The organism is Flavobacterium sp. ov086, assembly GCF_900187965.1.
In the GTDB taxonomy this organism is placed as follows: domain Bacteria; phylum Bacteroidota; class Bacteroidia; order Flavobacteriales; family Flavobacteriaceae; genus Flavobacterium.
Map to the genome: position 1 here is coordinate 378,581 of NZ_FZNL01000002.1, position 13,996 is coordinate 392,576.

The window sequence follows — 13,996 nt, forward strand, 5'->3', positions numbered from 1 at the left end:
TAAAAAAAAGTTTAAACAGAACGACCACACGAAAGGATTCGTGCGGTAGCGGGGGAGAGAGAGGTGGTGTAGCACTTCATCAATATTGTCCTAGATTTTCAGTTGGTTGTTTTACATTTAATTCAGGGAAAAATAAGCAGCCAATTGCAGACTTTATTGAAAACATACCCGATTTGTCTATTGGAGATAATAGGCCGGTGAGATTTATTGTTGAAAGTAGAAAAGTTGAAGAATCTGTTTGGAGCAATAAAGAATATGGTACAAAAAAATGGAAAGGAATATAAATCAAAACCTAATTATGAAATCAAAAATATTTATTATCATATTATCATTATGTATTATTTCATGTAAAGATAAATTGGAAGATAAAAAACAAAGTAAAAATATAGAAAGCATGAATATTTTAAGTGAAGCCCCATACAATATCTCTGATGAAGGTGATGGTAAAAAATTTAATTATGATACTTTACCTAAGAAGTATATTGACAAAGGAAAAATAGCTTTATCAAAAAGAGGATTTAGATTTCCTGATAATTTGATATTTAATAAGAAAATTGATGAGGTTTATAAATTTGATATTAATAGGTATAATAATAAAATATTGGCTTTAAGAAACGCTATGTTTCCAGAAATAGTTATTAAAAATGATAATTATATATTTATTCAGGATGAGGAATTTGAACAAAATGATTTCATCAATGAAGAATTTTTATTTTATTATAATGATTATGTTTTTTACAATTCTAAAGTTTCTTTTCAATTGCTAAAAGCAAAATATCCGGAATCCTTAAAAGATTTAGTAATATTATATGGCTATGTTAAAGATGATCAAATTGCAAAGTTTGTTTTAGAAAAATATAACTATAAAAGTTTTGAAGAATTTAAAAATTTAATTTTTGACAAGACAGATAATCAATATAAAATTAGAGAAGATGTTTTAGAAAAAATTGTAGAATATAGCTATCATGGAATGACAGAAGATCTTTCGTATGCAAAAGAAGGAGATGGTTTTTCACGAATTAATAATATCCTTGAATTTATTAGTAAAAATCAAAATCAAATTTTAAATCCTGATAAAACTATTGCAGTTTTATTTGAAAAGGAATTAGAAGTTGGTATTTCAGGAGATATTGAATATAAATTAAACAGTAATAGTTCATATAAACAATTTTTAATAAAAAATGATTTTTTTCAACATAAAAGATTAAAAGAGTATGTTGAAAACTTATATGGAGAAGATCCTAATTCTTCTAATAATAATATTACTTATAAAATCCAAGATGCTGATGGTTATACTAATCTAAGAAAGGAAAAGAATAGTACATCTATAATAGTTGAAAAAGTTAAATCTGGAGAAAAAATTGAAGTACTTGATAATTCCGGAGATTGGTGGTTAGTACAGACAAATTCAGGTAATAAAGGATATATATATAAATCTAAAATAAAATCTGAATAAATTAATTGTTTGTTAAATTTTAGAGACAACATTACATTAAGTTCCTTGCGTATTGAAAAGAAAAGCCTCAGTTAGCGAAAATGAAATATTCTTGTTAGATGACGAAATTTCTAAAGAGATAAAATAGAAGTTAAAACAATCATTTCGGAAATATTTCCAAAAGCCTGATCAAAAAAATCAATGACGAGTATTTTCAATTACGGTATATAGGTGCAGGACGAATCAATGAAGACACAAAGAAAAAATAAGAAAAGCCTTGAAGATCTAGTAAAGGAAATTGAAAGTATTTCCTATGATGTCAGGGCCGAGATAATTGCCAATGAACTTATCAAAAGCGGCGAGATTTCGCCCGATGGAATTACGGTTTCTAATCAGGGGCAATTCTCCAGAGCTTATCGAAAAGATGTTTTAGGAGTAATAATTCAGGATAATAATTACGATAAGCAAGAATATCTGAGCCTTCTCTTGTCCAGAGATAGTATGTATGATGTACTTCCGGAAGGCTTTGTACATAGTCTAAGTGAGAACAATGCTGAGAAATCAGTACACCAGATGATTAAAGAGCACAAACATCAGAAAAAGCAGGAAGCAGAAGCGCGCGCTTTTTTTGTTCCTTTTGAAGATGAGATATTTAATTACAGAACTAAAATAGAAGGCGTTGAGAGGGATTTTTTATACAAGTTAAACGGAAGTAAACCGCTTGATTTTTTTTATGATTTTTGGGGATTGTCACAAAATTATCCGGCGGTTTTGGTGTCCAAATTTATTCAGCTTCTACCCTACGCCTATCAGATTGTAGGAGATATTAATTTGGCAAGCAATTGTCTGTCAAGTATAATAGAAGAAAAAGTACAATATACAATAACAAGTTCTAAAGAATACAGTGATGAGAGTCAGGAAATTACTTTGGGAGAAAACAGATTGGGGGTCGACTTAATCTGCGGAAATAATTACATGGATTATTCGATGAATGTAACAATTGAGATTGGACCAATCACCAATAAATCTTTTGAAAATTATATCCATAACGGAGAAGTGAAACTGTTTATAGATTGTTTTTACGAGCATTTTTTTCCAATGGAAGTTGAGATTAAAACCATTTTAGTAATGGATCAGGAAATAGAAGCATTTAATTTTAATAGAGAACCAGTGTTGGGCTATACAACAAGAATATAAAAATGATAAAGAAACATTTATTAGAGCTTATAGATATTAGGCTCATCGTAATTTTAGTGGTAATTATAGTCCTTAGTGCTATACTTACATTAGTATTTAGTGATAAGGTAAAAGAATTTAAAGCAACGTACAAAAAGAGATTTTATATCTATATACTCTCCTTTGCCCTGATGTATGCCTTAGTGGCCTTTTTGGGACACAACAAGTTATTTAATGAGCTGTCTGACGAATTTCTTTTTTATCAGATAATCTCTTTATTATTTGGTATACTGCATGCCTATCTCTATCGCTGGTATTTTGACGAGTTTGAGATAAAGTCAATAACAAATGAACTGCTGTTTTGTCTGCTCATTATGCTGTATTCGAGTGTGTTGTTTATGATTATTTACACGGCACTTAATGGCATCTACTTCACATTTTTAATGTGCTCCCATTTTCTGGTGTTTATTGTACCAACAGGCATCAACATGGTATTTAATTTAATAATGGAAATACCTGCCAAAGAATATGTGACCTGGAAAATACCCGAAGGAGATGATCCTTTTCCTGTAGTTGAAGACGTAGAAATGAAAGATTTATTGCTGATTACTTTATTAATTCAAAAAAAGGCAGATAGTAATAATTATACTTCACTTCGATCAAAAGGCCCTCTAAGAATTGATTTTGAAAACTTGTTTTACCACACAGTTACAGGTTATAACGACCACAATGCTGAAAGCAAGATAGAGCTGAAACAAAAAAACGGAGAAAATTGCAGCTGGGTATTTTTTTTGCAGCCCAAATGGTATGAAAGTGCTAAGTATGTAGATCCAGGCTATCCGTTAGGAACCAATGGTATTACAGAGAATTCAGTAATTATTTGTAAAAGACAGGAACGAAAAGAAGTTGAGCCGGATACAAAAGATAAATTGGAAGACCCTGATTTTACGTATGAACATAAGCCCAAAAAAAAGGCAGAAAACGAGAATAAGGCCGTTGTAGAAAAATCTTAAATTATTTAGAACTAATGTACTATATAGACGAATCTGAGATGCCATCAAGCGACAAGCATCTTACTTATAAAATAAGAAAAGGAGATACGCTCCAGAGCGTAGCGCAAGAGCTTGGTATAAATGCCAGAGAACTCAGGCGGTACCATAATATACATTGTCCTATTGTTGATTTGATTGATGCTGATTTTAAAAGCCATACGGAATTTTTGATTTTGGCTCCACACAAAAGTGAGACCAGTAGTAATGAAACTTCGATTGAAGTTGCCAGCAAGAAGGTAATCTTTGGCAGTAAACCTTATACAATTCCTTTTTATCCTGTTAATATAAATAATCGTTATAAAGTAAAATATACTCTTGAAAGTGGAGAAAAAATAAAACATCTTCAATACGAAATAAGTGTAAAGTGGCTTCGGGCAGATAAAAATGGGATATGTTTTTTTGAAATCGACAGATTAACAAAAATGTTTATTGACGGAAATACTGTTGAAACTAAAGCAGATGTATTAGCAGAAATGGCTGCCAATGCTTTATATCCTGTGCAGGTAGTAGTAGACCAAAGCGGAAACTGGATTGACATTTTTAATTATGAAACAATCAAGAAACGCTGGCAAGATAAAAAAAGTGAAATTGTTGATTATCATGATGGCAAAACAGTTCTACAATATGTCAATGCTGTAGAAGATACTTTAAAAACTGAAGACAGCCTGCTGGAATCACTCTCGGATGATTGGTTTTTGAAAGTATTTTTTAATGGAGTCCATACTTGTTACGGATCAGAATTGGTTTTAGAGAAAGATGCAAATTTTTCGATTATGCCCAAAAAAGCGATTGTAAAAGCAGGTATAGAACAAAATATTGAAGAATATCTGGATAAAGCAAACCTGATTCTGATTAAACAAAAAGGAGAATTGACTGATGATATAAAAGAAGATTTTTTGATAGATGAAGAGGTTACGGGCAATTATAATGCGGAATATTTTTTAAATCCAAATCATTATTCGATTGAGAAAATAGTACTGGATTGCTCTCTAAACCTTTCTATACCTAAAAAAGTTATTATAGAAATCAGTAACCTAAATGAAAAAAAAGAGGTCATTATAGGAACCCGAAAGTCAATTTTTATTGCTGAAGAAAAAAGGAAAACAGGTTTTTTTAAGGGATTAATAAGTCGTTTTTAAATAAAATATAAAGTTATGAGCGAGAAACATATTGTGGTACAAGGAGCTACTCTAAAATGCAAATTTAGTGTTGATCCCAAAACAGATATCTTAAAGGTAAAAACACAAGAGAAGCATTATGCCAATGATAAAGACGGCGCTAAAAAACTTATAGCCAGCGATAAAGATATTGGGCAGACACTAGAGAAAAACACTTTTGGCAAATGCAAAAAACAGCCTTCGGGAAGTGATTATTTGCCATGTAAGGCTCAAATTACCAAATGGAGTGGTTTTTATGATAAAATAACCCTGAGTAATCAAGGCAAAATATTAGTAGAAGACAGCAAAGGCACCTGCCCTATGGGAGCACCGGATTGTATTGAAGTTGTAAAACACGGACAAAAACCCGAGACAGGAAAACAAAATTTTAAGGATGCCGATCCCGAATTACACAGCCAGATAAACCCAATGGTAGACATGGCAGCTTTTCAGGCAGACTTAGATGATAATGATATTGTTTGAAAATAAATATATAGAGTATGTCAAATTTTAAAATAATAGGAAACCCTAATCCGGAAGTAGGAAAAGAAGTAATTTACACCGTAAGTAACTCCATTCTTCCTGAGAGCTTTTTACCTGGACAAACAGTTCCTGCCGGAAATAACCCGTTTACAGAACAGGTGAAGTGGTCTGTGTATATACTCGAATATGGAAAATGGAACCTAAAGGAAAAAAATAATAAAATAGGACCTACTGCCAATTATACGTTTAACCAAATAAGCTTGTCCAGAAAAGGAATACGCATTGTCGCCCAATTGGGTGAAGAAAAAGCAACACTAGATATTAAACCAATTGACACTATAGAACGCAAAATAGTAAAAGTTGAATTATGTGATGCTTTAGGAAATTTGCAGACAAAACCCTTTGCTTATAACCAGACGGTAATCGCAAGAGTACATTGCACCAATCTTGATAATTGTGCTGTACATGTTACTTTATGGGAAGATGATGCTCCGGGCGCGGGACATAGCCAAATAAATAAAAACAACAAAGCCGTAACAAAATCTGAGCTGGTATCCAATGGTATTGCTGATATTAAATTTAAATTAGATATCGATTTTGCCAAAATGGCAAACGCTCAATTAGCCAAAGGTGATAAAAGCGAAGGGAAAACACACGAGTATTATGTAACAGCTGAAGTATTTAGACAAAAAACGGTAAGTAGTAACAATATTAATGTTATAAATCCGGATCATAAAACAACCAATTCAAAACCCGCTGCCCAAAAACCTGTTAAACCAAGATCTGCTGCACCAGCAGAAACCAAAGGAAAATCTAAAAAAGAGGAAAAAGGAATTAAAGAACCTGTTACCGGGACAATATACGATTGGAGTGAAGCAGTGCTAAAAGCCATACCAATGATTTTACCAGATCCTATTGAGGTTGTTAATAGTCTTGCTAAAGTTTTTATGCCTGATAAAAAGGAGGAGAAGAAAGGTGAATGTCCAAATTGTGAAAAAGATATTACGCTTGATGATATAGAAAGAACATTTGGTATTTACACAAAACATAAAATTGCTAGACAAGAAATAGTTAAATATATAAATGAATTTATAAAATTAAGTAAGAAAAATGGGAAACCAGTACATTTAGATACTTGCTTAAGGAAAGCACATTTTTTTGCACAAGTAGGAACTGAAACATTAGGAATAAATCCTGATTGGATGGTAGAGACAGATACTAAGAGATATACCGTTGCTAATTGTAAAGCCACATTTGGAGATAGGGCAAAATATCTTGAAAGAGTAGGATTACTAGATGATTATTGTAATGACAATCCTCAGAAGAGACTTCTAAATTATGTCTATGGTAATGGTAATGGTTTTGATAATGGAAATGGAAATGAAGCAAGTGGAGATGGATATAAGTTTAGAGGTAGAGGTTTAAAACAAATTACAGGAAGAGGTAATTATAAAGATGCCTCTAAAATTTTAAAAGATGTTTTTCCTGAACACTTTATTGATTTAGAAGTAAATCCTGACAAAGTTAAAGAAGCAAAATATGCTGTATTAACTGCTTTTGCATATTGGGAAAAGCATGAAATTTGGAAAGTAGCGGACACTTTAAAAGACTCTACAGATTCAAATATAAAAAAAATTAGAGGTAAAGTAAATCCGGGACTTAAAGGATGGAAAGAATGTAAAGTATATTTTGAAAAAGGAATAGAAGTATTTAAAGTTAATAATTGTGAACCTACTACTGTTTCAGAAAATAAGGAAGATAATGGTAAATGGAGGTTTCCAATTGATAATCCAATGTTGTGCATGTACTCCCAAGGAGGAGGGCATAAACCATGGCATGGCTCGTTTGGTGAAAGAATTAGAGATGGAAGTGCTAATCACACAGGTAATGATTTGTTAGCTAAACCAGAAACTAAAGTTTATGCTTGTGTAAGAAGTAAAGTTCACAAAATATATACTTCTTCGTCAATGGCAGGAAATGTAGTTGTATTGAAAGTTCTAGATGTAGAAACCTTTAAAAGCTTAAGAAATGAAAATTATGTTCCTAAGTATCAAAGGAAGGGTGAAATTTTAGAAAGAGGATTTGATTCAAATGGAACTATATATCTTACTTTTTGGCACTTAAGTAAAAATGATTTTTTTAATGAAGGTGATGAAGTTAGTTACAATGATATTATTGGTTTGACTGGTATTTCAGGACGGAATGGCAATAATTTCATTACTAGAAATCCTCATTTACATTTTGAAGTTTCAAATGTAGGTTCTGCCGCTGGATTAAATGGAAAATGTAATCCTTCTGTTTATTTTAAATTCAAAACAGAGGATGAATTATCACAAACGGAAATAGATTTTCAAAATAATTTAAAAGATAGAGAATGGAGATAGCTGATTTACTAAAAATAAAAAGATTTTTTTTTATTTGTTTATTAGGTACTTTGTTTTGTTGTAAAGAGCAAAATAAAGAAAAAGTAACAGAAAACAATGTAAAAAACATTGTACTTACTACAAATGACAAATCTTGCTTTATAAAGCAAGAGTATCTTAGTAAGAAAGATGGTAACGAATTAATATTCAAATATGAAAATGAAAATTATGAAATAAAAAGCAACAAAGAACAATCTTATGATTTAGGACTAAATGGAAAAAAGTATTTGGCAAATTTAAATTTGGAAAGTGCAAATATTAATTTTTATTATTATAAATGTGAGAATAAAAAGATATTCATGATTGAAGGAGATGATTATTATAGTTCCGTTTTTTTTGTATATCTATTTGAAAATGAGAATCTGTCTTATTTAGGGGATTTTAATATTAAACAACCAAACGTTGAAAAATCAGGTGTTTTAAAAAAAGATTTTAATATTTCGTTTAATAATAATCAATTTAGTATTGATGTATTATTACAAGATAAATTTTTCGAAGCAATAAAATTAAAACAAAAAAAGAATATACCTCAAGAATCTCAAGCTCCTAAATTAGATTTAAATGGATTGTGGAGATTAAACTGTGAAAATTCCTTGACTACATTTGATATTTCTGATAACAATGGTTATTTGTCTTTGTATTCAGATAATGCAATTTACATAAATGTAGAAATAATTAATATTGAAAACAAAGTTGGAGAATATGACATCAGATTTAAAAACACAGAATCACAACAAAATTATAGTGGAGATAAAAAAAGTATTATCGATAATGAAATATCCAAATCAGAAAATATTGGAAAACTTGTTTTAAAAAATGATAAACTTCTACTTTATTGGAAAGGTTTGTATAATGATAAGTTAAAAAAACTTGAATTTGAAAAGGATTTTGTCTTAATTAAAGAAAACGAAGACAAAAATCCAATTATTTTATCAAAATGTGAATAATTTATTTAAAAACAAGCTCCTTGCGTATTGAAAAGGAAAGCCTCAGCTAGTAAGAATAAGTCATTCTTGCTAGCTGATGGACATGTGAAATGTAATTAAAACCTAAAAAAGAAAAATTACAAAAAATGTTTTCGATACCTAGAAAGAGGTTTTGTGTACTAAATTTTTAATATTTAACCCGAAAAAACTTGTTATAAATTAATTTATAAAAATAAATAGTAACAAATGAAAATGAAGAAATGAATAGAAAATGTAAACAGAAAAAATCTCATTTAATATAGAATCATGATAGAAAAATTAAACCATTTTCCCGTAAACTGGATTGATGGGATGAAAATAAACAAGAGTCACTTTTTATCCATGCAGGACAATGTTTCCCAATTGGTAAATGATGCTATAGGTATTCATACAACGCCTATAAGTTATGGCTTATTAGATTCGGGGAATCAAAATAAAGAATCAACAAAAATTACCTTAGGGATCGACAATCACAAACTGCTTCGCGTACGTGTAGAAGAATGCCATGCCATTACCCCAAACGGATCAAGGATCGAAATCAGTAAAAGCAATACAGATGCACTCGATTTACATATTCCTTATCCCGAAGATACCTATGAGATAAAAGAAGGTGAACAATTGGTATTGCTGGCTTGTATATCGGTAAATTCCATGACAAGGATTCCTTTTGGGGAACCGGATCCCGAAGAAGTTCCGCCCCGATATCCTTACACGCAGCCCGAATATAAATTACACCTGATCAAAGCAGAACAATTTCGCTCCGGAATTGGTTATGGAGGATATTATTTGGCAATAGGTAAAATTTTAATTGGAGATACTACGGTGCTCGATGAGAATTATATTCCATCGGCAATGACCGTTGCATGCCATCCAAAATTGGTAGACATGCAGGCGCAGATCGCGCGTTCGTTTGGGCAGATAGAAATTTATTCGGTACAGATTTCCCAAAAAATCAACAGAATCCAGCAAAGCGGCGTATTGGCACATACCATGATGCAGCTGGCTGATAACACCGGTTATTTTTTAGGGAATTGCTTAACCCAGTTTCGATGGTTCTCCCTGCACCAGCATCCCGCAGCAATGCTGAGTACAGTGGTATCTTTTGCAAGGGTTATGAAAAACTTTATCGATTCGAAATCAGGGGCAGGAAAAGAAGAGCTGTTAAATTATTTTGCCGAGTGGTGTGATCTCTCACAGGGCGATCTTGAAATATTATTTACAACCCTTATCAATACCGGTTACGACCATGTACATATAGACAAAACGGCAACCCTGACCATGAATTTTCTGGCAAAAATAGAAAAACTGTTTGATACACTGAGCAAACTGGATTACATCGGGAAGAAAAAAGAAAACATCGAATTGTTTGTTGCCGAAACCGACAAGAAGGACATCGTTCACAACCCAAAACGTCATGGTTACTTTATAAAAGATTAAAAATAAAACAGTAATAACAGATTATGGAAGTATTAAACAAAACAGAACGCCAGAAAGCCTTTATAGCATTTCTAATTGCCTTTACCCTTGTTTTTGTGGTGATGATAGTTGCAGTAACCTATAATTTTTATATGCCTGTGGCAGAGAATAAAATGCTGAAGGCAGAGAATGAAATGATGAAAAGAGAGTACGACTACCAGACTAATTTTTCGGTAAAAATCGATAGTATCAGAATGACCATTGATTCTATTAATTCGCCAAAGGTAGACAATGATTTTCAGCAGCGTCTGGCCAATGTGATGGTTGCCAATGTTTACCAGAAAATACCAAAAGACTCTACAGAGAATAAGAAACTGTACAGCAATATTATCCTGGCTTACAAAAATATCATTGATTATAAAAAACAAATCAGAAGCCTTACGCACAATTCACATCTTATAGACAGTTTAAACCAATCGGCTAAAACCTATAAGGAAGAGCTGGAAAAAGTAAGCAGGGATTTGGATGTCTGTCGACAGATTTATCAAAATCAGTAACAAAATACTAGAGTAAAATATTAATAACAAAATAACCATTAAAAAAATAAAATTATGTTATCAAACTATGGAATTGGCGGTAATGAGGTAAAATTAGATACAGATGAAGCCATCATTGCAATCCCTCAAAACAGAACCCTTATTGCTCAAAAACTAACCGTTGATTCGCCTATCAAACCAGAATTAGTCGAAGGAATTACAAGTGTTGAAAAAGCATTTGAGCATTTTAAACCGGAAGTAAAAGTAAATTTTGAAACGGCAGATGGGACCACCAAAGTAGAAGGATTGAAATTCAAAAATCTGGGTGATTTTGGAGTAAAAGGAATTACAAACCAAAGTGCTTTTTTATCAGATCTGGAAACTGAAAAAGACCAATATCAAAAAATTATCCGTCAGTTAAAATCGAATAAAATTTTGAAAGCAGCATTGGAAGATGCAGATGCAAAAAAAGCCTTATTGGAAAGTCTTGGAACTTTGATTAATGAACTAAAAGAAAACAAATAAGAATTTAAAAATATAAGATATGTCAAGTAAACAAGCACATCAAACCAGTGAGACAGATACAGCTGTATTGGAACGTAAAGTAACCGGAGTTTCAATTGAAAAAAATGTTGAAAAACTGGCTAAATATGGCGGATTCGATTTATTGGAAATGTCTATTGAAGGTATTCAAAACCTTAATCCAGACAGAAAAGCAAGAAGAAAAATTTTCCTTGGTGAAGTAAATAAAGCTAAAGAAAGAGAAACGCTTAAAAAGACATTAGAGCTTTGGCAGTCTGTTTTAAGCAGCAATGAAGCCTTAACCGATATGGTGGCTCAGAGTGAAGACAAATGCAAAGAATCGGAAGCCTTACTAAAAAAGAATCTGATAAAAGCGGTTGAAGATACCAGAGAAATTGAAGCTGCTTACAGAACTATTGGTTTGTTTTTCAAAAATACAGAAACAGACAAAGTAAAAAATGTTACGATTGTAAATGCTGATTTAGAGCAATTAAAAGATCTTGACAATACCCGATTTATCGATGCTATTCACTCAGAACTCGTTGATAATTACGACCGTTTAGACCTTAAAAACAATTACGGAATTTTGGTTGTTCCAGGTTATTTAGGATCAAATAAAGTAATCGAAAAATGGGCAAAAATTGCGCATGAAAACAAAGTTATGCTGGTTACTGATTTCGAACACCTTGACGAGCCGGATGACGTAATGGAAATGTTCGATGCTGCTGCTTTAACAGGAGGAGATGCCTATCGTTCAAATGTAATTATGACCTGCAACTGGCTGGTAGGACGTGGAAGATTTGACCAAATTGGAGAAAATGAAGATTTGCACATCGCACCTTCTGCAGCACTTGCCGGAAAAATATACAAAACATTAATGTCTCAGGTTACAGCCGGTAAAAAATTCGGTGGCATCAATGAGGTTGATGGTGTAAAATTCGATCTTAAGAAAAGTGAAATCGCCAATCTTGAAAACTTAGGATTAGTTCCTATGGTAAACGAGTACGGAAAAGTAATGGCTTTCTCTGCAAAAACATTATTTAGCGGAGACAATTTAGGATTACAAACCTATTCTGTAGTTCGTGTTTTTGATTATGTGACCAAGGTTCTGATGGATTTCTTAAACCGTCGCGCGTTCGAAAACTTTACAGCGAAAACAAGAAAAGAAATCATGAACCAGATTGTTGCTTTCCTTGACGGAATTACCGGTCCGGATAAACTGATTGAAAACTTCGAGATCAGAAGATTCGAACAAGACCCAATCCAGAAAGACAGAATCTATATGGACATTCATATGAAACCTTATTTCCCTGCTAAAAACTTCCTTATCAAAATGGACGGTCACAAAGGAGATGACGGAACAGAATGGGATACTGATTATGAACAACAAAAATAGTTGCATTCTATAATTGAAGATTAGATTTTTAGTTATTTCAACCTTCAATAGAGCCTAACAGGTTTTTAAAACCTGTTAGGTTTAATAAAAAAAAGACATTGATCCTTTGAATGGTCAAACCAAATAATTCAAATATGAACGTACTTAAAATTTTACTTTTAGTTGCATTTTTCACCATTACCAATGCGGTTAAAGCACAAAAAGTTAATCCGATAGACACCTTAAATTGCCCTATTACGCAAAATGAGCTGTTGCTGTACGGAAAACGCTTTGCAAGTACGCCCCCCATTTTGCTGCGTGTTTTTAATGAAGATTACGAGTATGCCGTATTTCAACTGGGGAAAAGAAAAAGCAAAATATACCTGTATTTTAAAATTTTCACAGATAATGTGTGCGTGAAACAAAAGCAGCCATTAGAACTGTATTTTAAAAACGGCGACCGCTATATATTAAAAAATTCATTTGCTGTAAACTGTGATGGAACAGCCGCTTTGCAGTTGACCAGAAAAGACAGAAAAAAGTTAATGGAAAATGAAATCAATACCATAAAGTTTTTCACGCTAAAAAAAGATTACGAATTCAGCCCAAGTACTGCCGATAATCAAAACATAAGGTTTTATCTCTATTGCCTTAAATTATATAAAATTAAGAGCCAATAAAATAACCGGAATCGAAACAACAACAAAAAACACAAACAAAAAACTAAAAATATGCCAATTCCGGAATTAGATCTTTCATTAGGACTTACAGAAAACGACGGTTCTGTTTTTTATGCAGGAAGCGGCGAAGGCAAAATTATTGTCCGCACAGATTCTGCCTTAAAACAGCATACCATTAGTATCATAATTTCAGAACAGCAAGTAGGTTCAGTGAATTTAAAAACGCATTTAGGAAAAACGGAGATTCCTGCAGAAATTGAAATCCCGACCTATCAGATGATTGTTACCGATGATAAAACCAACGAAAAAGAAGTGTATAAAGTGACCCGTGACACTTATTTCTTTAAGGGGCAAACAAGCAAAAAAGGATTATGGAGTTTTTTGGGATTAAAATTTCTGGAAGCTAAAAATTTCCTTTTCGAGAATATCCCCTTTGAGCCTTTAAAAGAAGAAATCGAAATATTTGATATTTCCAAATACAGAAAATTAAATCAAGATGAACTTACCTACACCTTTCAAAAAGCAGATCAGGAGATACAAATATTTGCAGGTGACATTAATGAATTAAAAATCGAAAAAGGAACGAGTTATTTCATCATTGTAGATGAAAAGAAAGGGCAAAGGTTTATTGGAGACATACTGTATCGGGAGAAATTTTTAAAGCTTACCCCAAAAGTAAAACTTCATGTCGTCAAGCGAAAAAAGGTTTCAAAAGCTATGGAAACCAATAAAAAAGGACAAGCGGATAAACTAATTTACATTTAAAAAAGTAATAT

Annotated in this window: 13 protein-coding genes; all 13 read left to right on the plus strand. The window is 32.2% G+C overall.

What is annotated here, in order from left to right; genetic code table 11:
* The first annotated feature begins 298 nt into the window (after positions 1 to 298).
* Positions 299 to 1,456 carry an SH3 domain-containing protein gene (locus tag CHB81_RS03515; RefSeq protein ID WP_176427482.1) on the plus strand — a complete coding sequence of 386 codons (1,158 nt, stop codon included), beginning with the start codon at positions 299 to 301 and terminating at the stop codon, positions 1,454 to 1,456.
* Between the two features lie 225 nt (positions 1,457 to 1,681).
* A complete protein-coding gene (locus CHB81_RS03520) occupies positions 1,682 to 2,632 on the plus strand; it encodes a type VI secretion system baseplate subunit TssG (protein ID WP_089350501.1) in 951 nt (316 codons plus the stop codon).
* Between the two features lie 2 nt (positions 2,633 to 2,634).
* Complete coding sequence (locus CHB81_RS03525; protein ID WP_089350502.1) at positions 2,635 to 3,624, plus strand: TssN family type VI secretion system protein; 990 nt, start codon at positions 2,635 to 2,637, stop codon at positions 3,622 to 3,624.
* A 14-nt stretch (positions 3,625 to 3,638) separates the two neighbouring features.
* Positions 3,639 to 4,802 (plus strand): LysM peptidoglycan-binding domain-containing protein, encoded by a 1,164-nt coding sequence (locus CHB81_RS03530; RefSeq protein ID WP_141130358.1) that lies wholly within the window; start codon positions 3,639 to 3,641, stop codon positions 4,800 to 4,802.
* Positions 4,803 to 4,817: 15 nt separating this feature from the next.
* Positions 4,818 to 5,303: a DUF4280 domain-containing protein gene (locus CHB81_RS03535; protein WP_089350504.1), complete on the plus strand. Its 486-nt coding sequence runs from the start codon at positions 4,818 to 4,820 to the stop codon at positions 5,301 to 5,303.
* A gap of 17 nt (positions 5,304 to 5,320) precedes the next feature.
* On the plus strand, positions 5,321 to 7,687 hold the full coding sequence (locus tag CHB81_RS03540) for a hypothetical protein (protein ID WP_089350505.1): 2,367 nt from the start codon (positions 5,321 to 5,323) through the stop codon (positions 7,685 to 7,687).
* Positions 7,678 to 8,673 carry a hypothetical protein gene (locus CHB81_RS03545; protein WP_089350506.1) on the plus strand — a complete coding sequence of 332 codons (996 nt, stop codon included), beginning with the start codon at positions 7,678 to 7,680 and terminating at the stop codon, positions 8,671 to 8,673. Before CHB81_RS03540 ends, CHB81_RS03545 begins: the two co-directional genes overlap by 10 nt.
* A gap of 330 nt (positions 8,674 to 9,003) precedes the next feature.
* A complete protein-coding gene (locus CHB81_RS03550) occupies positions 9,004 to 10,128 on the plus strand; it encodes a hypothetical protein (RefSeq protein ID WP_254920950.1) in 1,125 nt (374 codons plus the stop codon).
* A 23-nt stretch (positions 10,129 to 10,151) separates the two neighbouring features.
* The gene (tssO, locus tag CHB81_RS03555; protein WP_089350508.1) at positions 10,152 to 10,664 is read left to right on the plus strand and encodes a type VI secretion system TssO; all 513 of its coding nucleotides are present in this window, start codon (positions 10,152 to 10,154) and stop codon (positions 10,662 to 10,664) included.
* 54 nt (positions 10,665 to 10,718) lie between these two features.
* A complete protein-coding gene (locus CHB81_RS03560) occupies positions 10,719 to 11,168 on the plus strand; it encodes a hypothetical protein (protein ID WP_176427483.1) in 450 nt (149 codons plus the stop codon).
* Between the two features lie 19 nt (positions 11,169 to 11,187).
* A complete protein-coding gene (locus tag CHB81_RS03565; RefSeq protein ID WP_176427484.1) occupies positions 11,188 to 12,561 on the plus strand; it encodes a DUF5458 family protein in 1,374 nt (457 codons plus the stop codon).
* Between the two features lie 134 nt (positions 12,562 to 12,695).
* Positions 12,696 to 13,220 carry a hypothetical protein gene (locus CHB81_RS03570; RefSeq protein ID WP_089350510.1) on the plus strand — a complete coding sequence of 175 codons (525 nt, stop codon included), beginning with the start codon at positions 12,696 to 12,698 and terminating at the stop codon, positions 13,218 to 13,220.
* 51 nt (positions 13,221 to 13,271) lie between these two features.
* The gene (locus CHB81_RS03575; RefSeq protein ID WP_089350511.1) at positions 13,272 to 13,985 is read left to right on the plus strand and encodes a hypothetical protein; all 714 of its coding nucleotides are present in this window, start codon (positions 13,272 to 13,274) and stop codon (positions 13,983 to 13,985) included.
* The last annotated feature ends 11 nt before the right edge of the window (positions 13,986 to 13,996 follow it).